At 52.6% G+C, this 22,863-nt stretch carries 20 protein-coding genes; 12 read left to right on the top strand and 8 right to left on the bottom strand.

Annotated features, from left to right (window positions below; genetic code table 11):
• The first annotated feature begins 350 nt into the window (after positions 1–350).
• Both ACPGUT_RS07775 and ACPGUT_RS07770 read left to right on the top strand, forming a co-directional pair.
• Positions 351–1,334, top strand: a complete 984-nt coding sequence (locus ACPGUT_RS07775) for a hypothetical protein (protein ID WP_423990064.1) — start codon at positions 351–353, stop codon at positions 1,332–1,334.
• Between the two features lie 236 nt (positions 1,335–1,570).
• Positions 1,571–2,713: a DKNYY domain-containing protein gene (locus ACPGUT_RS07770; protein WP_423990062.1), complete on the top strand. Its 1,143-nt coding sequence runs from the start codon at positions 1,571–1,573 to the stop codon at positions 2,711–2,713.
• A 200-nt stretch (positions 2,714–2,913) separates the two neighbouring features.
• On the opposite strand, the gene ACPGUT_RS07765 is transcribed toward ACPGUT_RS07770, so the two are convergent.
• Together ACPGUT_RS07765 and ACPGUT_RS07760 are read right to left on the bottom strand one after the other, a co-directional pair.
• Positions 2,914–3,885, bottom strand: a complete 972-nt coding sequence (locus tag ACPGUT_RS07765; protein ID WP_423990060.1) for a Hint domain-containing protein — start codon at positions 3,883–3,885, stop codon at positions 2,914–2,916.
• A 566-nt stretch (positions 3,886–4,451) separates the two neighbouring features.
• Positions 4,452–5,357, bottom strand: a complete 906-nt coding sequence (locus ACPGUT_RS07760) for a LysR family transcriptional regulator (protein WP_423990058.1) — start codon at positions 5,355–5,357, stop codon at positions 4,452–4,454.
• A gap of 170 nt (positions 5,358–5,527) precedes the next feature.
• On the opposite strand from ACPGUT_RS07760, the gene ACPGUT_RS07755 reads away from it, so the two are divergent.
• The 3 genes from ACPGUT_RS07755 to ACPGUT_RS07745 all read left to right on the top strand — a co-directional run bounded on the left by ACPGUT_RS07755 (position 5,528) and on the right by ACPGUT_RS07745 (position 10,903).
• Entirely contained in the window at positions 5,528–8,920 is a 3,393-nt protein-coding gene (locus ACPGUT_RS07755) for an indolepyruvate ferredoxin oxidoreductase family protein (protein WP_423990056.1), read from the top strand.
• Positions 8,921–9,150: 230 nt separating this feature from the next.
• Complete coding sequence (locus ACPGUT_RS07750) at positions 9,151–10,062, top strand: lysophospholipid acyltransferase family protein (protein ID WP_423990054.1); 912 nt, start codon at positions 9,151–9,153, stop codon at positions 10,060–10,062.
• A 28-nt stretch (positions 10,063–10,090) separates the two neighbouring features.
• Positions 10,091–10,903, top strand: coding sequence for a glutamate racemase (locus ACPGUT_RS07745; RefSeq protein WP_423990052.1), 813 nt, complete (start codon positions 10,091–10,093; stop codon positions 10,901–10,903).
• 104 nt (positions 10,904–11,007) lie between these two features.
• Here ACPGUT_RS07745 and ACPGUT_RS07740 read toward each other — a convergent pair whose 3' ends face one another.
• Positions 11,008–11,715: a hypothetical protein gene (locus ACPGUT_RS07740; protein ID WP_423990050.1), complete on the bottom strand. Its 708-nt coding sequence runs from the start codon at positions 11,713–11,715 to the stop codon at positions 11,008–11,010.
• Between the two features lie 124 nt (positions 11,716–11,839).
• Between ACPGUT_RS07740 and argC the strand changes: the two genes are divergently transcribed.
• From argC to ACPGUT_RS07705, 7 genes are all read left to right on the top strand, one after another.
• Entirely contained in the window at positions 11,840–12,868 is a 1,029-nt protein-coding gene (gene argC, locus ACPGUT_RS07735; protein WP_423990048.1) for an N-acetyl-gamma-glutamyl-phosphate reductase, read from the top strand.
• A gap of 37 nt (positions 12,869–12,905) precedes the next feature.
• Entirely contained in the window at positions 12,906–13,352 is a 447-nt protein-coding gene (gene ccmE, locus ACPGUT_RS07730) for a cytochrome c maturation protein CcmE (protein WP_423990046.1), read from the top strand.
• Positions 13,353–13,463: 111 nt separating this feature from the next.
• Entirely contained in the window at positions 13,464–14,078 is a 615-nt protein-coding gene (locus ACPGUT_RS07725; protein WP_423990044.1) for a holin-associated N-acetylmuramidase, read from the top strand.
• Position 14,079: 1 nt separating this feature from the next.
• Entirely contained in the window at positions 14,080–14,619 is a 540-nt protein-coding gene (locus ACPGUT_RS07720) for a holin family protein (protein WP_423990042.1), read from the top strand.
• A gap of 83 nt (positions 14,620–14,702) precedes the next feature.
• Positions 14,703–16,661, top strand: a complete 1,959-nt coding sequence (locus ACPGUT_RS07715; protein ID WP_423990040.1) for a heme lyase CcmF/NrfE family subunit — start codon at positions 14,703–14,705, stop codon at positions 16,659–16,661.
• Positions 16,658–17,107: a cytochrome c-type biogenesis protein gene (locus ACPGUT_RS07710; protein WP_423990039.1), complete on the top strand. Its 450-nt coding sequence runs from the start codon at positions 16,658–16,660 to the stop codon at positions 17,105–17,107. Before ACPGUT_RS07715 ends, ACPGUT_RS07710 begins: the two co-directional genes overlap by 4 nt.
• Positions 17,108–17,133: 26 nt before the next feature.
• A complete protein-coding gene (locus ACPGUT_RS07705; protein WP_423990037.1) occupies positions 17,134–17,910 on the top strand; it encodes an enoyl-CoA hydratase-related protein in 777 nt (258 codons plus the stop codon).
• Here ACPGUT_RS07705 and ACPGUT_RS07700 read toward each other — a convergent pair.
• The 5 genes from ACPGUT_RS07700 to gltX all read right to left on the bottom strand — a co-directional run bounded on the left by ACPGUT_RS07700 (position 17,907) and on the right by gltX (position 22,748).
• Positions 17,907–18,674: a hypothetical protein gene (locus ACPGUT_RS07700; protein ID WP_423990035.1), complete on the bottom strand. Its 768-nt coding sequence runs from the start codon at positions 18,672–18,674 to the stop codon at positions 17,907–17,909. The two genes, ACPGUT_RS07705 and ACPGUT_RS07700, sit on opposite strands and share 4 nt — an antisense overlap.
• Positions 18,675–18,705: 31 nt before the next feature.
• A complete protein-coding gene (locus tag ACPGUT_RS07695; protein WP_423990033.1) occupies positions 18,706–19,224 on the bottom strand; it encodes a DUF2087 domain-containing protein in 519 nt (172 codons plus the stop codon).
• A 198-nt stretch (positions 19,225–19,422) separates the two neighbouring features.
• Positions 19,423–19,839, bottom strand: coding sequence for a hypothetical protein (locus tag ACPGUT_RS07690; RefSeq protein ID WP_423990031.1), 417 nt, complete (start codon positions 19,837–19,839; stop codon positions 19,423–19,425).
• 113 nt (positions 19,840–19,952) lie between these two features.
• Entirely contained in the window at positions 19,953–21,248 is a 1,296-nt protein-coding gene (locus tag ACPGUT_RS07685; protein ID WP_423990029.1) for a citrate synthase, read from the bottom strand.
• 72 nt (positions 21,249–21,320) lie between these two features.
• Positions 21,321–22,748 (bottom strand): glutamate--tRNA ligase, encoded by a 1,428-nt coding sequence (gltX, locus tag ACPGUT_RS07680; protein ID WP_423990027.1) that lies wholly within the window; start codon positions 22,746–22,748, stop codon positions 21,321–21,323.
• Between the last annotated feature and the right edge of the window lie 115 nt (positions 22,749–22,863).

The following is a 22,863-nucleotide window of genomic DNA, read 5'->3' as shown; positions in this document are numbered from 1 at the left end:
TGCCGAGTTCGGTGAAGGTTGGTTCGCGTCCGATGATTTCAAGGATGCGCTGATATTCGTCAGGGCTTAGCCCGTGGGAGGAAATCAGGTCTTCGGTGATGGCTGGCTCTTGCATGTGGTCTATCCCCTGTGGTGCAGCCGGATCCTGGCTGCAGCTTTGGCAGTTGCGCACCTCTTAGGGGAAAGGGGGGCGGAATGGAAGGGTGTTGTGCAGGCAGGAGATTATGTGCGGGGATTTTTCGTTTATCGATACATGTTCGCAGCATTTGTTCAGCGGGGGTGTCCTCAGAAATCACACGGTATGACCACATTTGGAACACAATTGAATTTCAGATAGATGCGACTCAAAATTGATCGAGATTTCTATGCTATTGTTACGTGCTGTTCCCCTGTCATTTTCCATTTTCTGGCGTTTTCTGATTGTTATACCTTTCTGGATGCTGGCCTATATTCCGATCATGATCTTGATGGTGTTGATTGCCGGGGTATCTGCATTGGTTCCGGTGTTTGGCATATTGATTGCTGCGGTGGTGCTTTTTGCCCTGAGTGGGATGATGGGGATGCATCCATTGCTGTTGGCGACGCGACTTGGATTGATTGTACGCGGCATCAAAGGGGAACCTTCTACGAAGAAACTGATCGTCGCTGCTATGGGGTATGGGGTGGTGGAAGGTTTTCTGGGGCTTGTGGTTATAAGTGTGGGGGTACTGGGTGTGATGCTTATGCCTGGAAGCAATGTGGGGGAACTCTTTCAGGGGGGTGCTCCCAGACCTGAGATGATACAACAGATTTTGACCCAAGGGATTGCGATACTGGTGTTTCCATTGATCTTTATCGTGCTGGGATTGTTCCGGGTGACTTTGTTGCCAGTGCTGGGGGGGGCTGCGGCCGGGCGGGATCCGGAAAGAAACCACCATACACCCATGAATGGCTTTGGGGCGCACTTTCTAAGTCTGCTGGGGCTGATGATCTTGGGTGTGGTTCTGGTTTCTGTGGTGACATTCTTGCTGGTGACTGCTGTGTTTGCCTTTGGTTTACCCGGAACCGGTATTCCTGTGGAGGGCGCATTGCCGGATACTGTTGGTACGTTCGGCGGTTTCCTGAACAGATCTTATTTGTATGTTGCTATCGGGAATATCTTGATCTGGTGCTGGGTGATATGTCTTCAGGCGGCTGGCGCGACGCTGAGCTATGAGGCGCGTCTAGACAAATCCGACAAGCTGGTGCGCATTTTTGGAGATGACACCTCTGATGCGGATACAGCAAAGGCTCCTGTTCAAAAACATCCGGTGGATATTGCTGAGTTGCGACGCTCTCGTATGCAAAAGCACTGAGATCGTACAGATCCGGCGCCCATCGGTAGGTAAGTTGGGGCTGACGAAAGCTGCAACTGCTCGACCAAGATTTTGGCTTTATGGGGCCTGCTGCTTGTCGCCGAAGTGATCCATTGATCGTCAGAGTGCATTGTGATGTTGAAAGCTAATGTATGTACGACGATGTTTTTTCTTTGGAAGATAAAAACATTAGCTTGCGTCTTCGTTTGCCGGAAAAGCCTGTAACTGCAGGGCGAATGACGGAAGCTGCACTTGAAGTCAGAAATGACGGTGATGCAGAAGTTTCTTTGAACCCTTACTTAGACGGGTTGATCTGGGTGGATGGAAAAAGAACTAGGCTGAGTGCGGAAGGCATCCCGCAGTCTGATTTTCAATCCTTACAGAATATCATGCCAGGAGATTGCGCATGTCTGACCGTACGGGTGTTGCCGTTGCTACACTATTTGCGTGACTATACCGGTGTTATTGAGGTGTCGGTGCAGATTCAGGGGCGGTTATTTCTTAAAAAACGCGGCACAGAAGAATATGAAACTGTTCGCTTCAAAACCGAAGCAGCGTCAATGTGGCTTGACTATGCCGGGATTGAGAATGTCGCGTCGCCTGACGGCCCATCGGAATTTTTCGTTATAAATAATGAAGTGTATTATGCAGGGCGGAGCCTGATAGGCGGGGGGAAATCGACCTTATCCCCCCTAAAGCTACAAGCGGACCAAATTCGAGCGCTGAACCCTCGGATTGTCTGCGATGCACGTTCGCTATATTGGACAAATCTGCGTCAAAAGCGGCCTGTGCGGGAGACATTGCGTGGCATGGGGCGTGTTTTCTATGGCGACGATCAGGAAATTTGGACGACCTATGGTGTCGCGAAAGTGTCTGACCCGCAAAGCTTTGAAGCTTTTCTGCCTGCGGGTCCATCCATGTATTCCAGTGGATTACACGGGTATCAATGTGGGTACGGTCGTGATGCCCAGCATGCCTATTATTTTGATGAATCCACATCGACGAAACACGCAAGTGTAATCCGGGCCTGTAAAAACCCAAAGGAGCTTGAATCTCTTGGGGGTGTTTATGCGCGGGACAAAAAACATGTTTATGCTGAAGGGAAGATCATGAAGGGGGCGGATGTTGCAAGTTTTGAACGTCTGAACGCGGTGTTCGCACGGGATAAAAGCGGGATCTGGTGCCATGGGGATTTGGTGATTAAGGCAGAAGACTTGGAAGAGCCCGTTGAACTGTTGCGACAGGACAGGTCCGACTGGGGGCAGCATTCGTTCGAAGCGTCAGAGGTTTTGCGAGTTGGGGCAAAGGTATTTGATGCTGATATTGTGCTAGAGGAGCCATGGCGCGATCTGCGTGATGAGGATCTGAGCAAGAGCTGATCACGAAAATTCTGATCAGGCAAAAAAAGAGCCGGGCACAAGGCCCGGCCTAAGTCCAACAGGGAGGTGAAGGTTATGGGAGATACTCACCATCGCCTTCGAGACTTGATTTAGGTGTGCAGTCGCATGCAATCAAGGAAAAAAATACAAAAACATGACATACCCGATATGCAGTTTTTGCATGGCTTATCTGGGGTGCCTTAATATGTTAGGGGCTGCTTGTTTTTTGCATGCCTCGCAATGAGGTTTTTCTGAAGCTTTCCGGGGGGGATGTAGCAGGCAGGATCGGGGATGAAGCCGGCATCACGGATCTGGGGCAGAATGGTTAGGATCTCTTCGCGTGCTTCTGGGGGCATCGATTTCAGAGCTTCGGGGCCTGCAAAGAAGCTTTCCGTTTGCGAACCTTCTGCAAAGATCACTTCGTGGCGATCAAATAAGAGATGGAAATATTCAACTTCCTGGTGGGCCGTATCGACAAAAACACCTGGTAGCTCAGTCAGTCTGATTGCAGCAACCAGTGCCTCTGGCTGACCAAACATCCGTTCGCAAATTTTTGATGACGTCAGCATGCGGTGCTGGCGCGAGACGAGGAGGTCACGTTGAGGTAGATTGTTACCCAATGCGCCCGCCATGATGCGTACAGGCGCCAGTTTTGGGTTGGCTGCAAGTTCGCGAGAGCTCAGCTTGCGGCTCATGGCGATGCGAAGAGGTTTGTAATCGCCATCTTTGGTCCGGACGCGATTGCCTGGTTTTAGGCATTCGACCGGAATAAGGCCTTGTTCGGTTTCAATTAGTGTCCCGCGAACGAAGCAGGTGATTGTGCTGTAAGGCGTTGGTGTTGTCGTGTGGCTTTGATAGTTGCCAAGGAACGCGCCAACTGTGAAGGCAGAGCCCGGTCCGGGAATAAAGTACCAGTTGCCGCCTGTATTGAAAAAGTAAAACGTTTCGACATGTGAATTGCCGCTGGTATCGGTAAACGAAACATTGATGTCGTAGGGTGAACCCGTGGACGCACCAAAGGGGCCACCGTTGATGCTGATGGTTTCGTTGTTGTCGCCTGAACCACCTAGGGTGTTGTCGTCGTCGTCGATAACAGCAGTGTAGGATGTATTGTACTGTGCATTGTAACCGGTGCCGCTCCAGCGGAAGGCGGTGACTGTATATTGCGCCATGCCTTAGGTCCCCACCGTATCAGCAGATTTTTGCCTGTCGGGGTTGTTTTTGAAGTTGGGCCGTTTGCAGAATACACGGGAATTCGCATTTACTTTCGTGCCAGTCGGACTGTCCGGAATGCTTTTCCAAAGGGTGGAAATAGAACCAATACTCACTTGAGTAAGTTCCTTCAACGCCCGCGCGCGCGGTCCAAACCCTTGATAGCACAAAGGGTCAGACCAATTAACATTGCTCTTACCGTGTAACATGTCGGCCTCAAAATGTGCCCGGACTTTGCGCCCGTGGCGTTTGTTACCGAATTATTAACACGTAATGGTGGAGGATGGCGATACCTTTTGTGTCCATTAAATTGCACTGAATTGTAGCAATTCGCTTATATGAGCATCATAACTCTTGGATATCGTATCGAAACTGGTCTTGCGGCAGGGTTATCTATTTTGCAGCTAGCGTAACAAGTGGACTTGCGACCATTATAATCGCTTTTCTGGCGGCACTTTATGGGGTGTTGTTGTTTCCGGCGAAACGCGGTGAATTGCGCAGGTCATGAAATGCCCCGCGCATTCGATCACATCGCCTGCTCAACCAGTTTTCCCTTGCGATGGATAATGATTTCTTCCTGCACAAAGTCGCGGAAGGCTGAGATCCGCTTGGAGGCGCGCAGTTCTTCTGGGTAGGCAAGGTAAACCGGGACCTCGACACTTTTCTCATCCGGCAGCACGGGCACAAGTTCTGGCACGTCCTGGGTGACGTAATCAGGCAGAACCCCGATGCCCAAATCATGTTTCACACCCTGTAGCACGCCAAAGTAATTGTTCACGGTCAGCATGGACGGAATGTTGTGGGTCATCAGGCGCTGTACAAAGCTTGAGGCGGCGTTGACCTGCTTCGATGTGGTGCGCTGACATAGAAGGCGATGATGCTGTAGATCAGCCAAGGTGTGGGGTGTGCCGTTTTCTTCCAGATAGCCCTGACTTGCGTAAAGCTGCATGGTCACGGTCATCAGGCGTTTGCGGATCAGGTCTGCTTGGGACGGCTCCTTCATGCGGATGGCGACGTCAGCCTCGCGCATGGGCAGGTCCAGAACTTTTTCCTCAAGCATCAGGTCGATTTTGATGTTTGGGTATTTCTCATAGAAGTGATGCAAACGCGGGGCCAGCCACATCAGGCCAAAGCCCAAAGTGGTGGTGACGCGCAGCTCGCCGTACATTTCTTCGTCACTATCACGAATGCGTGCAGAGGCGGCATCAAGGCGTTTGGACATCGCTTTGGTCGCGTCAAACAGCAACTCACCCTGTTCTGTAAGAATCAGTCCGCGTGCGTGACGGTGGAATAATGTGGCATCCAGGCTTTCTTCAAGCGCCCGAATTTGCCGCGAAACCGCAGATTGTGACAAATGCAACGTGTCGCCCGCATGGGTGAGACTGCCCGCATCGGCCACTGCGTGAAATATTCTTAGCTTATCCCAATCCATTTTTTTCTACTCTGCTCTGATCCGCAATTTTTATTGTCACTTGTTACCCTAATCGAAACAAACTGACTTGTGCATTCTTTTTGCTTGGTAGGTCACAAATTATGACCTATTATTCATGTTAACGTAAGACATATGCCCACGGGAGAGGGCAGCATAGGGAGCAGCGCGCCATGAGCCAGCCAAAAATCAGCTTGAACGATAGATTTGATCTCGAAAAAAGCCCCGTGTTGCTGAATGGCACGCAGGCCTTGGTGCGCCTGATGTTGGCCCAGAAAGAACGCGATCGTGTGGCGGGTTTGAATACCGCGGGTTACGTGACCGGCTATCGGGGCAGCCCGGTTGGGGCGGTTGATCTGCAGATGTCCAAGGCTGAGAAATTGCTGACACAAGCGGATGTGCGCTTTGAGCCAGGGATGAACGAAGACCTTGCCGCCACCGCCATATGGGGAAGCCAACAGGCGGAACTGCGTGGGGAAGGTAAATATCAGGGTGTCTTTGGTCTCTGGTACGGCAAGGGTCCGGGGGTGGATCGTTCCGGGGATGTGATGCGTCACGCCAATATGGCGGGCACCAGTGCCATGGGCGGTGTGCTTATGGCGATGGGGGATGACCACACGGGCGAAAGTTCCACCACGGTGCATCAATCGGATTGGGCGATGCTGGATGCCTATATGCCCGTGTTGTCGCCAGCCGGTGTGCAGGAAATCCTTGATTACGGCCATTACGGCTGGGCGCTGTCACGTTTTGCTGGGGTCTGGTGTGGTCTGAAGCTTATGAAGGACACGGTCGAGGTCACATCCGTCGTCGATGGTGATCCGCATCGCATGAAGATCGTGACACCTGACTTTGAGATGCCTGAGGGTGGGTTGAACATCCGTTTGCAAGACACGCCCCACGCCCAAGAAGCGCGAATGATTGATCACAAACGCTTTGCCGCTGAGGAATTCGCGCGCGTCAATAAGATCAACCACCGTGTCTGGGGGAAAGCCGGTGCAAAGATTGGCTTTGTGGCCGCCGGTAAGAACTGGCTTGATCTAACGCATGCGTTGCAATTGCTGGGTCTGGATGAGGCGGAATGCGAACGTCTGGGCATCACCACCTATAAAGTCGGACAGATCTGGCCGATGGATATGCAAGGCATGCTGGAATGGGCTGACGGGCTGGATGTGATTGTTGCGGTGGAAGAGAAACGCAAATTGATCGAAGTTCAGATCAAGGAAGCAATCTTTGATGATCGGCAAGGGCGCCGTGTATACGGATGGCATAAGAATGGTGAGGAACTGTTCCCAACCCGTATGGCGATTGAACCCATCATGATTGCCCGCGCGCTGGGCGAGATCCTATGTGAAGAAGGCAAAGGCACGGATGGGGTGAAAGCCGCCATGCGTAAGTTGGACGACGCCCAACGCGCCGACAACGCGCCTGATATCGCAGCCCGCCTGCCTTATTTCTGTTCCGGCTGCCCCCATAACAGTTCCACCAAGGTTCCTGATGGATCGCGCGCTTATGCGGGGATTGGCTGTCACTATATGGTGCAATGGATGGACCGCGAGACCCTGGGCTTTACCCAGATGGGGGGGGAAGGGGCCAATTGGATTGGCGAAGCACCGTTTTCCATGCGTGACCATGTGTTCCAGAACCTTGGCGATGGCACCTATAACCACTCAGGCGTGTTGGCGATCCGGGCTGCCGTCGCGGCCAAGACCAAGATGACCTATAAGATCCTATACAATGACGCGGTCGCCATGACCGGCGGTCAAGACCATGAAGGCGATATTGACGCGCCGAAAATCGCCCGCGAAGTCTTGGCCATTGGGGTGAGCAAGCTGGTGGTTGTCTATGACGATAAGGAAGACGTTGTGAAAAGCGCTTTCCCATCCGGGCTTGAATTTTATGAACGTGCGGACCTTATGGATGTGCAGAAACGTATGTCTGAGATAGAGGGCGTCAGCGCGATCCTATACATCCAGACCTGCGCCGCTGAGAAACGTCGCCGTCGCAAACGTGGTCTGTTCCCTGATCCTGATAAGCGTGTGTTTATTAACCCGGATGTCTGTGAAGGCTGTGGCGATTGTGGTGTGCAATCTAACTGTGTGTCGATTGTGCCGCTTGAGACCGAGTTGGGGCGCAAGCGCGCGATTGATCAAAGCAGCTGTAACAAGGATTTCTCCTGTGTGAATGGCTTTTGTCCAAGCTTTGTAACCCTAGAGGGCGCAACACCTAAGAAACGCGCCGCACAGGATTTCACCATTCCTGATCTGCCTATGCCTGTTCTGCCTGTCATCAACGGCACCCATAACGTTGTGATCACCGGTGTTGGGGGCACGGGCGTTGTGACCATCGGTGCGATCATGGCCCAAGCTGCCCATATAGACGGGAAAGGTGCCGGCATGATGGAGATGGCCGGCCTTGCCCAAAAAGGTGGTGCCGTTCACATCCATTGCCGTATTGCTGAGAAACCCCAAGACATCAGCGCCATTCGCGTGGCCACGGGCGAAGCGGATGCTGTGATTGGCGGTGACCTTGTGACCACGGCCGGGGCAAAGACCATTGGCCTGATGACCGAAGGGCGCACGGGGGCCGTTGTCAACAATCAAGAGATCATCACAGGCGATTTCACCCGTGACACGGGGTTCCAACTGCCAATGGATCAACTGCATGTGCAATTGCAGGCGCGCCTTAGGGACCGTTTGATGGTGATGAATGCCTCTGAGATCGCAGAAGCGGCGCTGGGCAACTCAATTTTCTCGAACATGATGATGCTTGGGGCGGCATGGCAGGCGGGGCTTGTGCCTTTGTCTGAGGCCTCCATCCACGAAGCAATCACATTGAACGGTCAAGCGGTCGCGGGCAATCTGCGGGCCTTTGATCTGGGACGTTGGGCGACACATGATCTGGATGCGGTGAAAGCCATGAGCGCGCCAAAAGTGGTTGAATTGCCAAAGACCCTGGACGACAAAATTGCCTTCCGCATGGAACAGGTTGAGGCGTTCCAGGATGTGCATTTGGCGAAGACATATTTTGATCTTGTGATGCGCGCCCCTGAGGGGGATTTGCGCGAGGCCATCGCGCTGGGATATCATAAGCTGTTGACTTATAAAGATGAATATGAGGTCGCGCGCCTGCACCTTGATACGGTTGCCAAAGCCCGTGAAGGGTTCGACGGTGATTTCAAACCTCGTTTCCACCTTGCGCCCCCCTTCATGGGGCAGGGCAGTGGCGATCGCCCCAAGAAGCGGGAATTTGGCGCGTGGATGCTGCCTGTGTTCCGGGTGCTTTCAAAGATGAAACGTTTACGTGGTACAGCGTTGGACCCATTTGGGCGTACGGCGGAACGGAAAATGGAACGGGCCCTGATCACGCAATATGAAGCAGATATGGAAATGGTGCTTGCAGAACTGACAGAGGGGAAGCTGGATGTTGCCACGCAACTTGCCCGTCTGCCGCTTGAAATCCGCGGGTTTGGTCCGGTGAAGGCTGAAAACGAAGCAACAGCCGCGAAAAAACGCGAGGGCTTGCTGGCGCAGTTTCTGGCCGGACCAGCGCAGGTTGCCGCTGAATAAGCTGTGTGACCATTGAGAGGCGTTGAGTTTACCGGGACGCTGATGTTTTTTAGTGCCCCGGCAAGCAGTTAACAAACTTATAATGTTGGAAAACCGGAATTCCGGAATACTAGTTTTCCGGTTTTCTAGTGTGACCCTTCGGAAAGTCGTGGAGATCTGTCGTATTTCTGATAAAAATCTGTGACATACCGTTCTGAGTTTCCCGTTTCATCTTCCCCGGAGGATTAAAAATGCGCCATCCAAAACCTTTAAAACGCGTTAAAATTACCCGCGAACAACGCGAAGTCGCGCGTGACATCACTTATGCACGTTCTGCCTCGACACGCGGTGGGCGGGCTGTGATCCGGGTCCTTGAAAATGCCACGGGACGCATCAATTTGATTAAACGCGCGCGCGGATATGATAAAGAGGTCGCAGAGGGGCGTAATTTCTGGGATGTGATCCCCGAACGCTATGGTCTATCGCTGGATGTAGTGGATGGCAGTTTGCAGAATATTCCGGCCAATGGTCCACTGATCTTGGTGGCCAACCACCCGTACGGTATTCTGGATGGCATGATGATGGGCAATATACTGTCTCGCGTCCGCGGTGATTTTCGCATTCTGGCCCATAAGATTTTTCGTAAGGCCGAAGATCTGGACCGTGTCATTTTGCCAATCAGTTTTGATGAGACTAAAGAGGCCATAAAAACCAACCTGAACACACGTAAAACGGCGCTGAACTACCTCGCGGATGGGGGGGCGATTGGCATTTTTCCGGGTGGCACGGTGTCGACAGCGCAAACGCCTATGGCAACCCCGCTTGATCCGGTCTGGCGCAGTTTTACAGCCAAGATGATCGCGAAATCAGGTGCAACTGTGGTGCCGATCTATTTTGATGGTCAGAATTCGCGCCTGTTCCAGATTGCGTCACATCTGCATTATACATTGCGGATGGCGCTTCTGATCAAGGAATTCAGGCGTCGGGTGGATGAGCCTGTGCGCGTTGTTATCGGGAATCCCATCCCCCAGGCGGAACTGGACAAATTTGCGCGGGATCCGAAAGGCATGATGGATTTCCTGCGCAAAGCGACTTATGACTTGTCGCCGAAGCCTGTGCCAGATGTGCTTGGGTTCGAATTTGAAGAAAATCACCGGGCCTGAGAATGTCTGGATATACGGGGCGACGATCATGGCAGTAGGTATTTTTGACAGCGGACTTGGCGGGCTGACAGTGCTGGAAGGCGCTGCGAAACATTTGCCGGATCAGGCGTTTGTCTACTACGGTGATCACGCCAATACGCCCTATGGTGTACGTGCTGCAGATGATATTTATAAGCTGACAAAGGCTGCCACAGAACGCCTTTGGGATGCGGGGTGTGATCTGGTGATCTTGGCCTGCAATACTGCATCGGCGGTGGCGTTGCGTCGTATGCAGGAAGAGGGTTTGCCCAAAGGTAAACGTGTTCTGGGCGTCTTTGTACCATTGATTGAGGCCCTGACCGAACGCCAGTGGGGGGATAATTCACCACCGCGTGAGGTTGACGTGAAACATGTCGCCCTGTTTGCCACCCCAGCAACCGTTGCCAGCCGGGCGTTCCAGCGTGAACTGGCATTTCGAGCGATTGGTGTCGATGTAGAAGCACAGCCCTGCGGTGGTTTGGTTGACGCGATTGAAGACGGCGATGAAATGCTGGCCCAGGCGCTCGTGCGTTCCCACGTGGAAGCCCTGCAACGCCGCATGCCAAAACCGCAGGCCGCGATCCTGGGGTGTACGCATTATCCACTGCTGAAAGACACGTTTCAGGCGGCATTGGGAGACGATGTGAAAGTGTTTTCCCAGGCTGATGTGGTTGCAGACAGTCTTGCGGATTATCTGGAACGTCATTCTGATATGCTGGGTACGGGCCAGGAAAACCTGTTCTTGACTTCAGGCGATGCGAAACGTGTGTCTGATAAGGCGACACAGTTCCTGAAACGCGAAATTATCTTTCAGGCCGGTTAACCCGCCGCACGCGGGGTGGTATTTGAATTCTGTTAACAGAGATGCTATATAGAAAGCAGAAAGAGGAGAGATACATGTCAGGGCCACTTCCGCCGATCGTTTGATCAATCATTGTTTTCAATGAAAGTTTCTGAACTTTCAGTCAGTTGATCGAATTCTGTTTTCTGACTTGCTGGTGCAATCTTTTTTAGATCATCTTCGATGCGGGCATAGATTTTTGCCGTGCGTTTGCCATTTTTCAGAACCTGTACCATTTCAGCGCCGCTTTTCAGAACGTCCTGTCCAATGTGTTGTAACCCGTCTAGGGCAGCCTCTTTGCGTGGGGTGGAGAGCGCAACAAATGCGTCGCTTTGAAGCTTTTCATAATAGCGATAGAACAGGCGCGAGTGATCAAAAAAGCGGTCACATGCTACGATCTGTGATGGTTCCAGACGGCGGCGGACGCTGCGGTAATCTTCCCAGGTCGGATCGTCGCTTTCAAATGCGATAAAGGGACGGAATTCATCGCCGTCTTCCCGGATCAGTGTCTTTAACGCGTCAAGGCGGGCAGGGGCTGTGGTATCTTCGACGCTTTTGCGATCAAATTCAGCGTGGATTAGAATATCAATCACGACTTCGCGGAAATGACGGCGGCGGTCACGCCAAGCCCGGTAATTTTTCCAGAAACCACTTAAAACCCGCCCAACCAGCGCAATCAGTGTGCCAATGGCCAGAACCGCAAGCGCGCCAATCAGGCTGCGGCTGTCCAGCGCCAGAAGGCTTTCGAACAGGCCAGTAAATTCCGGCTCCGTTTCACTTGAAAACCAAGACATGAATACTCCACTCAAATTATGCTTTTACAATAAGACCACCACGATAGGCGTGACAAGAGTGTTGCGTTGACGAGGCGTGGTAAAAGGACTAGCCAGAGATTAAAGATATGAAATGGTGGCGCAAATGACCCATAAAATCGCAATTCTTGGTGCATCTGGTTACACAGGTGCGGAACTTGTTCGCTTGATCGCAACCCATCCTGAGATGGAGATTGTGGCGCTTGCGGCAGAGCGAAAAGCGGGTATGGAAATGCGCGATGTCTTCCCACATCTGCGCCATCTCGATTTGCCGACCCTCGTAAAGATTGGCGAAATCGATTTCTCGACGGTTGATCTGTGTTTCTGCGCCTTGCCGCATAAGACCAGCCAGGAAGTGATCAGCGCATTGCCTGCCGACCTGAAAATCGTGGATCTGTCCGCTGATTTCCGTCTGCGTGATCCTGAAGCTTATGAACAATGGTACGGCAACCCGCATTCAGCGATTGAGATCCAGAAAGAGGCTGTTTACGGCCTGACGGAATTCTATCGGGATGACATCAAAAATGCGCGTCTTGTGGCGGGCACCGGCTGTAATGCTGCGACCGGGCAGTTCGCCCTGCGCCCATTGATCGAAGCGGGTGTGATCGATCTGGATGAAATCATCATGGATCTGAAATGTGGTGTGTCTGGGGCCGGGCGTGCCTTGAAAGAAAACCTGCTGCACGCAGAGCTGGCCGAAGGGTATCACGCCTATGCTTTGGGGGGCACGCATCGCCACCTAGGTGAATTTGACCAAGAATTTTCCGCCATCGCTGGACGTGAAGTGAAAATCCAATTCACCCCACATTTGGTTCCAACCAACCGGGGTATTCTGGCGACCTGCTACGTGAAAGGTGATGCGCAAGCCATTCATAAATCGTTTGAAAATGCGTATTCAAGTGAACCATTTGTTGAACTTTTGCCTTTGGGGCAAGCGCCGTCAACAAAGCATATCCGGGGGTCAAACTTCTGTCATATCGGCGTGGTTGCAGACCGGATTGAAGGGCGCACAATTGTGGTTGCGGCATTGGATAATCTGACCAAAGGGTCTTCTGGTCAGGCGCTGCAGAACGCAAATCTGATGTTGGGTATTGAGGAAACAACGGGTCTGATGATGGCACCGCTTTTCCCTTAATACCAACTTCTCCCACCGTTTTCAGGCAGGTACGACGATGAAATCACTGGAAAAAAAACGCCGGATACAGGTTGTTCTGATCTCATTTTTGGCGATTGCAGGCATTCTTGTTGCGCTGGCTTTTTTGCCAAAGGACGCGTTCCAATATTTCAAATCGCCAAGCGAAGTTCTTGCTGAACCCCCACGCCAGGGCGAAGTCTTTCGTATGGGCGGGCTTGTTGCGGATGGAACGCTGGTGCGTGGTGAGGGGCTTGAAGTGCGTTTTTCTGTGACGGACGGTGGCGCAACCGTACCTGTGATTTATGTCGGTGTGCTGCCTGACCTGTTTAAAGAAAATCAGGGAATGATCGGAACAGGCACTTACATGAATGGTACTTTCGAAGCCTCTGAAATTCTTGCAAAACATGACGAAGAATATATGCCGAAAGAAGTGGTGGATGCGCTGAAAGAGCAAGGCGTTTATCAGCAGAGCACTGACGAATAACACCTTTACCCATACGCATCTGAACCATGCGTACGCAGTGATTTACCTGAATTAACCCTTTGCGATGACGATGATCCCGTTGAGTAACTTTGATTACCACGGGGATCTGTTATGCAGAATATACATCAGTTGGCTGAAGAAATCGTCGCACGTGAAGGCGGTTATGTGAATGATCCGGATGACCCGGGTGGCGCCACGAAATATGGCGTTACGTTGGGAACTTTGCGGCGCCTGGGTCTTGATAAAACCGGAGATGGGCGTCTGACTGAGGCGGATGTACGCCGCCTGACACGGGCAGATGCAGTCGAAATTTATCTGCGCCACTATTATCAGTCTCCCAAAATTGACCAGCTGCCGGACGCTTTGCAGGCCTCAGTTTTTGATATGTATGTCAACGCTGGCAGCAATGCGGTGAAAATATTGCAACGCCTGCTGCGCCAAATGGGGCAACAGGTGGTGGTCGATGGTGTTATCGGTCCTCAGACCATTCAGGCTGCGGAAATTGCGGCCGCTGCGGCCCCATCGCATCTGTCAGATGCTTACGGAATTGCGCGGCGTAATTATTATTATCGCCTTGCGGATCAGCGCCCGGCCAGCCGAAAGTATGCCCGCCGTCGGAATGGGGGGAAAGGCGGTTGGATCCGGCGGGCGGAGGAATTTATCTCGCCCCGCTATCATCTGAGCGCAGATGAACACAGTCGCCGTGTATCTGGCTGGAGTGCGTAACATGGGGATTTTAGAAAACATACTGGGGCTTGTTTTTGGTAACGGGCGCAATGTGGTGTCTGAAACTGCAGAAGTCTTTCGCGAAAATGCAGAAGCGGGTGCACAGCGCGGGGCGGATGTGCAAAAAGCGGCATTGGCGCAGTTCTCTCAGGAATTCACGAATCCGCAAAAAGGATATTTTGACCGGTTCATGGATGGATTGAACCGCATCCCGCGGCCTGCATTTGCGATTGGCACCCTGGCACTGTTTGTCAGTGCGATGGTAGATCCGTTGTGGTTTGGTGCACGTATGCAGGGGCTGGCTCTTGTTCCGGAACCGCTGTGGTGGCTTTTGGGGGCGATCATGTCGTTTTACTTTGGTGCGCGTCATCAGGAAAAGGGGCAAGATTTTCAAAGGTCTATTGCACAAACGATGGCGCGTGCCCCGCAGGTTATTCGTAACACACGGGCATTACAGGCTATGTCATCTAGTGGGGATGATGTGCCCCCAGACGAAGACAACCCGGCCTTGCGGGACTGGCGGGCTAATCGATCCGGGTGAGTGTTCATACCTGCGACAGTGCATCCCTTCACAAGCCTGTGGAATCTCTTTCGGCCAGGCGTCATGCAGTGTAGTTTGCGCGAATGTATATCGAACTTGGCCATCTTGCTCTGATCCTGGCGCTGCCTGTCGCGCTGATTCAGACGATCCTGCCCATGATTGGGGCACACCGAAACGACGCTTTGCTGATGCGTGTCGCAGGGCCCGCAGCAATGATGCAGCTCATCCTGATATTGCTGTCGTTCTTGGCGCTGACCTGGGGATTTGTGACATCGGATTTCTCGCTTCAGCTTGTGACCGTGAATTCGCACAGCGCGAAACCGATGCTGTATAAGATCAGCGGTGTCTGGGGCAATCATGAGGGATCTGTTCTGCTTTGGTCACTGATCCTTGCTTTGTTTGGTGCGGCAGCGGCGGTGTTTGGTGCCGATCTGCCTGCGCGGCTGAAGTCGCGGGTTTTGTCAGTGCAGGGGGCGGTTGGCGTGGCGTTTCTGGCCTTTATCCTGTTTACCTCCAACCCATTTCTGCGACTGGAATTTCCGCCGTTAAACGGGCAGGGGTTAAACCCGCTGTTGCAGGATCCTGGCCTCGCGTTCCATCCTCCGTTTCTTTATTTGGGCTATGTGGGCCTTTCCATGGCGTTTTCCTTTGCGGTTGCTGCCTTGTTGGAAGGTCGCGTTGACGCAGCTTGGGCGCGTTGGGTACGCCCCTGGACACTGGCCGCATGGATTTTTCTGACCATTGGCATCGCGCTTGGATCATGGTGGGCTTATTACGAACTGGGCTGGGGTGGGTTCTGGTTCTGGGATCCTGTGGAAAACGCGTCTTTCATGCCCTGGCTTGTGGCCACAGCCCTGCTGCATTCCGCGATTGTGGTTGAAAAACGCGAAACCCTGAAAAGCTGGACAATCCTGTTGGCGATCCTTGCCTTTGGTTTCTCATTGATGGGGACATTCATTGTGCGATCCGGCGTGCTGACGTCGGTGCATGCATTCGCGAATGATCCGGAGCGCGGCATGTTCATCCTGATGATCCTTGCGATTTTCATGGGGGGGGCGCTGACACTCTTTGCGGCACGTGCACATGTTATGGAAAGCAAAGGCGTCTTTGCCCTGGTCAGCCGGGAAAGTGGCCTGGTTCTGAACAATGTGTTGTTGGTTGTTTCTGCTTTTGTGGTCTTTGTCGGTACGATCTGGCCGGTGGTGTCAGAACTTGCCTTTGATCGCCCGCTGTCGGTCGGTGCGCCGTTCTTTAACACAGCTTTCAGCCCGTTCATTCTGGCACTTGCCTTGTTCCTGCCAATTGGCGCGATGTTCTCATGGAAGCGCGCCAAGGCAGGTCGTGTGATCAAAACGCTGTCGCTGGCTGGATTGGTGGCAATCTCTGCTGCGATCCTGCTTTGGGCGATGCAGACTGATAAATCAGCGCTTGGTCCGGTCGGGCTGTTCGCCGGCCTCTGGATTGGTCTTGGTTCGGTGACCGAGCTTTGGCAGCGCGCCGGGCGTAAACCCACACGGTTACTGCGTCTGCCAGGTGCGGATTGGGGCAAGTTTATTTCCCACAGCGGATTTGGTGTGGTGATCTTCGGGATCTCTGGCCTTGTTGCTTGGGAAGTTGAGGATATTCGCATTGCACAGATTGGTGAAAGCTTTGAAGTTTCGGGCTTTGAGATCACACTGGAGAGTGTGCAGGACGTGCAGGGACCAAATTATTTCGCCACCCAGGGCAGCCTGCTTGTGACACGCGATGGCGTGGAAATTGCCCGTGTGCATCCGGAACGCCGAAATTACCCGGTGGCCGCCATGCCAACCACAGAAGCGGGGATCGCCAACGGTGTAATGCGTGACATCTACCTTGTTGTGGGGGATGCACAGACGGGCGGTGGCTATACCGTGCGCAGCCACATCAAGCCTTTTGCCAATTGGATTTGGGGTGGGGCGATCTTTATGGCGCTTGGCGGCTTCTTTTCTTTGTTTGACCGGCGTATGCGGGTGGCGTCCGGAGCACGTTCCGGTGGGGCTCTAAAGGGGAGCAAAACATGAAGTATCTCTATTCTGTTCTGATGATGGTGTTTCTGGCTGTCCCTGCCTTGGCCGTGCAGCCAGATGAAATGCTGTCTGATCCATTGCTGGAAACCCGGGCGCGTTCCTTGGATGAGATTATTCGTTGTGTGCAATGTCAGAGCGAAAATATTGCATCGTCCAATGCGGATTGGGCGAAAGATGCGCGGCTTATGGTGCGCCAGTTATTGCTGGAAGGCCGGGGAGATCAGGAGATCATGTCATTCTTTGTTGAACGATATGGTGAGCGCGTTTTGATGACGCCCCAGCTGAACGGCAGCAATCTGATCCTTTGGGTCGCAGGACCTTTGATGTTGCTCTTGTCGTTTGGGGGAATATTCCTATATTCAAGACGTACTAAACCAAACAGTTCAGAGGGGCTGACGGCGGAGGAAGAAGCACGCTTGAATGAGCTGCTGAAAGACTGATCGCGGCCACCCGGCAGGAGAGACATATGGAATACCAAACCATCCGCCTTGATATCAAAGACGAGGTGGCTGTTCTTTTGCTGAACCGTCCGGATGCAAGGAACGCGCTAAACACCCAAATGAGGGCAGAGATTTTGCATGCTGTAAAGGCTTCCGAGGGGGCTGCGCGGGTGCTTGTGATGACAGGGCATGGGGATGTGTTCTGTGCGGGTCAAGATCTTGGGGATCAGGCAAAGATCGATGATATTGATCTTGAACGGACCCTGCGTGAAGAATATGATCCGATGTTTCGTGCAATTTTTGATTGTCGTATTCCAACCGTGTCCGCTGTGAATGGTGCTGCCGCCGGGGTCGGGGCAAGCCTTGCTCTGGCTACAGATGTTGTTATCGCGACCGAAGCTGCCGTGTTTATCCAGGCCTTTTCTAAGGTCGGCTTGATGCCGGATGGGGGCAGCACCTGGTGGTTGCCGCGCCAGATCGGTTCAGCGCGTGCAATGGGGATGGCGTTATTTGCAGAAAGCATTACCGCACAACAAGCTGCTGACTGGGGGATGATCTGGGAAACTGTGCCAGATGCTGATTTCGCAGATCATTGGGCTAAGCGCGTGGCGGATCTGGCCTCAGGACCGACGATTTCTTTCCGTCAAATTAAGAAGGCACTGCGCGGGTCATGGGAAAACACGCTGGATGATCAGCTGGATATCGAAGCTGGTTTGCAGGGGCGCTGTGGCCAGACCCGGGACTTCAAAGAAGGGGTCGTATCCTTTCTTGAAAACCGCACACCAAAGTTTGAAGGGCGTTAACAGGTGATCTCGCTCTCCGAAGCTTGATAAAAGCGAAACGCCATGTCAAAGGCGACATGGTGATCATTGGGAAGAAAGTCGAGTGCGTAAAAGCTCCAGTGATGGGTTGGGTATTCTTCGCCGCTGTCCAAGACAAGCCATGGAAGGGTCACGCCTCTTTGGTGATTTTGCATCATGCGGGCCGGTGAAATCCACAGTCGGCTGTGATAGCGTGCACCTGCTGTGTCCGTGATACAGGCATTATCCCCCGCGATCTGTTGGGCGCGATAGCTGATCAACGCGGATAGCGCGAATGTACTGAGAACCGCTGTGATCTGAATGCCCAGAAACACGAGTCCAACGCGTGTCCAGCCGATTTCTGTTCCCGGCCATGCAGCCCTGGGGATCAAGGGGAGGATGGCGCCTGTGAAGATCCAGGTTAGCGCCAAACTTTCAAGTGGATGAGGCGTGTAGCTGCGCAGCGACAGCAGGCTCATGGACGAAACGACAAGCAGCATCAGTCCAATGCCGGCAGGAATCCAGAGCAGGCTTAGATATCCGGTGAATGGGGAAGGTCTGGTCAGACTGCTTATGTGAAACAGTAAAGGCAGCGCCATGAGCAGCAGCATCAGCCAGCTTGATATTTCAGTAGAGCGGGTGATCAGTGCAAATGCTGAGGCCACGGAAAGTATCAAACCGAATACAATGAAGGATAGGATCTGCCAGGCACGCACGTTGCGCAGAAGCAAGGAAAGCAACAGGGCAATTGGAAAAAGAATTAACATTTCCGAAAACTGCCCTGTCTTTGTCGCAGGTTCAACCCCGGCGAGCCCTGATTTCCCGGATCAGTTCTAACGCGTCTGTCGGGGGTTTTTGTTCGATGCGGTAATAGGCACGTCCGTCGATTTCCCGGCGGGCCAGCCTGTGATCAATCAGCGAACGGCGCATCAGGACATGATCGCCAAAACTGCTGTGGGCTTTCAGAATCTCGTTTACTTCGCTTTCCCGGATTGCGCGCCCTGAGGGCAGGTCAGCCCAAAAGATCCAGAGACAGAGACCTTGTACCTGCATTTGCTTAGGCCAGCGGATCATAACGCCTTGGTCGTCAAAGCTGCGCAGAGCTTTCTTCATCTGGCCCGTGCTCTTGGGCGTTGCTGTTGGGGCGGGGGCGAGGGTTTTCAGAGTTTGGTAGTTTTTATGTCCGGCAGATTTTGCAATCAAACCAAGCAAAGCCAAATGCCCCGGGATTTCATCTTGCCGGATCAGGCCAGATCGCAGGCTTTTGGTAAACTGAGACAGATCTTCAATATAGAGCGATGTAACATCACGTGTCATAATGCATCCTTTGCATGACATGCGCGATCCCTGTGGGTGCTGATGGTCGCCCTTATCAACGGCACATGTCATTCATTGGAAACAGATGCTGATGTTCTATCTCGCAGGTTTAGCGTGGAAAATCCTAGCGACGCCTCGGTGAACTGTGGACCGTGACATGAAACTACCGTTGATTGCCTGCCGCTGCAAGTCGCGAATTTAGAGTGTACTGTGCAGGTCCGCATAGACATGGCCATTGGCGAATTCACCGCGCCACATATAACGGGTTGGGTGTCCAAGCTGTATTAGCGTATGATCCATGCCGCGAATGTCCATCCAGATATTCAGTTCTTTACGCTCATGGATCCAGTTTGGGGGTTTCAGTCCCATACGATCTGAAAAGTGAATATAACCACTGGTCACGTCAGAGCTTGGGCTGGGTTTGCCATGCAGACGTATGGAATAAAGAGATTGAGAAGCGGGATCCTGCACGGAATGCTGAAACCCGGCGGAAATCATCGTGAAGCCTTCAACAATAAGGATTTGGCGCGGTGCCAGAAAACGATTGGGGATATCCGGAAGGGCTGCTTCAGGAAGGGTCTTTAGAATGGCTTCAAATATTGTGTCGCTGGACATGGCTGAACCTCATCAAAGGAGTTGGATCAGAGGTAGCGTCAGGGATTGAATAAAGCGTGAAGAAACAAAAAAGCCCGCCGGAACCGACGGGCTTTTTAATAACAATTTGAAACTTATCGTTTCTCGACGTCCACGTAATCGCGGGCTGTTTCGCCCTGATACAGCTGGCGTGGGCGGCCAATTTTCTGACCTGGATCGCCGATCATTTCTTTCCACTGTGAAATCCAGCCAACCGTGCGGGACAGGGCAAAGATCGGTGTGAACATGGATGTTGGGAAACCCATGGCTTCAAGGATGATGCCGGAATAGAAATCCACGTTCGGGAAAAGCTTTTTCTCTGCAAAGTATGGATCGGCAATCGCAGCTTTTTCCAGTTCTTTTGCGACCTGCAGGATTGGATTGTTTTCAACACCAAGCAGTTCAAGGACTTCATCTGCGGACTGTTTCAGAACCGTCGCGCGTGGATCAAAGTTTTTATAGACGCGGTGACCAAAGCCCATCAGACGGAACGAGTCGTTTTTGTCTTTCGCACGGGCGATGAATTCCGGAATACGATCAACAGTTCCGATTTCTTTCAGCATTTCAAGGCAAGCTTGGTTTGCACCACCATGGGCAGGGCCCCAGAGGCAGGCGATACCAGCCGCAACACAAGCGAATGGGTTCGCGCCAGAAGACCCGGCTAGACGCACAGTCGAGGTGGATGCGTTTTGTTCGTGGTCGGCGTGCAATGTGAAGATGCGATCCATGGCACGTGACAGGATCGGGTTTACCTCGTAGTCTTCTGCAGGCACGGCAAAGCACATGCGCAGGAAGTTCGATGCGTAATCTAAGTCATTACGTGGATAGACAAAAGGCTGGCCCGTGGAATATTTGAATGCCATCGCAGCAATGGTCGGCAGCTTGGCGATCATACGGATCGAAGCCACTTCGCGCTGTTGAGGGTCCGCAATATCAAGGCTGTCGTGATAGAATGCAGACATGGCGCCAACCACACCGGTCATGATCGCCATTGGGTGAGCATCGCGACGGAAACCACGGAAGAAATTCATCATCTGTTCATGCACCATAGTATGGCGCGTGACGCGATTTTCGAATTCTTCCAGATCAGTTGCAGAGGGCAGTTCGCCGTAAAGCAGCAGGTAACAGACCTCGAGATAGTGTGATTTTTCAGCCAGCTGATCGATGGGATAGCCGCGATGAAGCAGTTCACCTTTTACGCCATCAATATAGGTAATGGTCGAATCACAGGCCGCGGTCGAAGTGAATCCTGGATCGTAAGTGAATACATCGCCTTCGGCATAAAGGCGACGGATATCAATTACATCAGGGCCGGCAGTCGGGGAATAGATTGGCAATTCAAGCTCTTTATCACCAAAGCTGAGCTTTGCGGTTTTCTTCGTATCGGACATTCTATTCCCTTTCCTGTAGTGGGTGCCGCTGCGGACCAGAGACACCCTATATATGCTGCGTCTTATATAGGTTTACGTGTCACCGCTTTCAGCAGCTTCACGCAAACGTGCGCATGTTTCCTCGCATCCAAGCACCAGCATCATATCAAAGACACTTGGCGTTGCAGCCCGTCCGGCCAAGGCCGCACGCATGGGCCCGGCGAGTTTTCCGAATTTCATCTCACGCGCCGCACAGAAATCATTTGCGCAGGCCTCAAGATCATCCCGTGTCCAACTAGCATTTTGCAGCTGCGGCGTCAATTCTTTCAGTATACCACGGGATACACTATCGAGATGCTTCGCGGCTTTTTCTTCCACTTCAATTGGGCGTGAGATCAAATTAAAGTGTGATTTTACAACGATATCAGAGAATTTCTTTGCGTTGCCTTTGATCGCATCTAAACCAGGTTCAATCGCAGAAATCTGATCTCGAGTGAACGCAACGTCACTTTGAACATCGGCCCAATCCGCGATTTCATGCAGCAGCGCAGCATTTTCTGCAGCTGCGATATGCTGCCCTGACAGATTTTCAAGTTTTTTGAAATCAAATCGGGCTGCGCCTTTGCCGATACCATTGAAATCAAACCAATCGAGGGCCTGCGCGTCAGTGAAAAATTCGTCGTCTCCATGGCTCCAGCCGAGACGTGCCAGATAGTTGCGCATGGCAGAAGATGGGTAACCCATAGCCTGATATTCTTCGGCACCCAGGGCGCCATGGCGTTTTGATAGTTTTTTTCCATCCTGACCGTGGATGAGCGGAATATGTGCCCAAACCGGCACGTCCCAGCCCATAGCTTTGTATACCATCATCTGACGTGCGGCGTTGGCCAGGTGGTCATCCCCCCGGATCACATGGGTCACGCCCATATCATGGTCATCGACAACAACTGCCAGCATGTAGGTTGGCGTACCATCGGAACGTAAACAAATCATGTCGTCCAGCGTGGAATTTTTAAAGGTCACATTGCCTTGAACCTGATCGTGGATCACAGTTTCACCATCACGCGGGGCTTTGACGCGGATCACATAGGGTAGATCTGGGTGATCTTTAGCGTCGACATCGCGCCAAGGTGATTGAAACAGGGTCGATCGGCCTTCTTCTTTTGCCTGATCGCGGAAAGCTTGAATTTCGTCTTGGGTGGAAAAGCACTTATAGGCTTTGTCATTCGCCAGCATTTCATGGGCGATCTCTGCATGACGCGGCGCGCGTTCAAACTGGCTGACAGCTTCGCCATCATAATCAAGCCCCAACCACTTCATTCCGCGCAAAATGGCGGCATGGGCTTCAGGGGTGGAACGTTCGCGGTCTGTATCTTCAATGCGCAACAGGAACTTTCCGCCACGGCCCCGGGCGTAAAGCCAGTTGAACAGGGCAGTGCGCGCGCCACCGATATGCAGGTATCCAGTGGGGGACGGGGCGAAGCGGGTGACAACCGGGCGATCAGATGTATTGGCGTTCATAACGCGTTAACCTTTCTGGCATTAACTAGCTGTTAGGCATGAAGATGAGTTGCCCCGGTTTTACGGGGGGGATGGTTTCAAAACAAGTTCAATCGCGTTCTGGTTTCGACTTGGG

The organism is Halocynthiibacter sp., assembly GCF_049608145.1.
GTDB lineage: Bacteria > Pseudomonadota > Alphaproteobacteria > Rhodobacterales > Rhodobacteraceae > Halocynthiibacter.
This window is presented reverse-complemented; position numbering and strand designations above follow the sequence as displayed.

Coding starts and splice junctions, on each gene's coding strand:
- ACPGUT_RS07770 (WP_423990062.1), top strand. CDS start 1,571: ATGACGGAAGCTGCACTTGAAGTCAGAAATGACGGTGATGCAGAAGTT.
- ACPGUT_RS07765 (WP_423990060.1), bottom strand. CDS start 3,885: ATGGCGCAATATACAGTCACCGCCTTCCGCTGGAGCGGCACCGGTTAC.
- ACPGUT_RS07760 (WP_423990058.1), bottom strand. CDS start 5,357: ATGGATTGGGATAAGCTAAGAATATTTCACGCAGTGGCCGATGCGGGC.
- ACPGUT_RS07755 (WP_423990056.1), top strand. CDS start 5,528: ATGAGCCAGCCAAAAATCAGCTTGAACGATAGATTTGATCTCGAAAAA.
- ACPGUT_RS07750 (WP_423990054.1), top strand. CDS start 9,151: ATGCGCCATCCAAAACCTTTAAAACGCGTTAAAATTACCCGCGAACAA.
- ACPGUT_RS07745 (WP_423990052.1), top strand. CDS start 10,091: ATGGCAGTAGGTATTTTTGACAGCGGACTTGGCGGGCTGACAGTGCTG.
- ACPGUT_RS07740 (WP_423990050.1), bottom strand. CDS start 11,715: ATGTCTTGGTTTTCAAGTGAAACGGAGCCGGAATTTACTGGCCTGTTC.
- argC (WP_423990048.1), top strand. CDS start 11,840: ATGACCCATAAAATCGCAATTCTTGGTGCATCTGGTTACACAGGTGCG.
- ccmE (WP_423990046.1), top strand. CDS start 12,906: ATGAAATCACTGGAAAAAAAACGCCGGATACAGGTTGTTCTGATCTCA.
- ACPGUT_RS07725 (WP_423990044.1), top strand. CDS start 13,464: ATGCAGAATATACATCAGTTGGCTGAAGAAATCGTCGCACGTGAAGGC.
- ACPGUT_RS07720 (WP_423990042.1), top strand. CDS start 14,080: ATGGGGATTTTAGAAAACATACTGGGGCTTGTTTTTGGTAACGGGCGC.
- ACPGUT_RS07715 (WP_423990040.1), top strand. CDS start 14,703: ATGTATATCGAACTTGGCCATCTTGCTCTGATCCTGGCGCTGCCTGTC.
- ACPGUT_RS07710 (WP_423990039.1), top strand. CDS start 16,658: ATGAAGTATCTCTATTCTGTTCTGATGATGGTGTTTCTGGCTGTCCCT.
- ACPGUT_RS07705 (WP_423990037.1), top strand. CDS start 17,134: ATGGAATACCAAACCATCCGCCTTGATATCAAAGACGAGGTGGCTGTT.
- ACPGUT_RS07700 (WP_423990035.1), bottom strand. CDS start 18,674: ATGTTAATTCTTTTTCCAATTGCCCTGTTGCTTTCCTTGCTTCTGCGC.
- ACPGUT_RS07695 (WP_423990033.1), bottom strand. CDS start 19,224: ATGACACGTGATGTTACATCGCTCTATATTGAAGATCTGTCTCAGTTT.
- ACPGUT_RS07690 (WP_423990031.1), bottom strand. CDS start 19,839: ATGTCCAGCGACACAATATTTGAAGCCATTCTAAAGACCCTTCCTGAA.
- ACPGUT_RS07685 (WP_423990029.1), bottom strand. CDS start 21,248: ATGTCCGATACGAAGAAAACCGCAAAGCTCAGCTTTGGTGATAAAGAG.
- gltX (WP_423990027.1), bottom strand. CDS start 22,748: ATGAACGCCAATACATCTGATCGCCCGGTTGTCACCCGCTTCGCCCCG.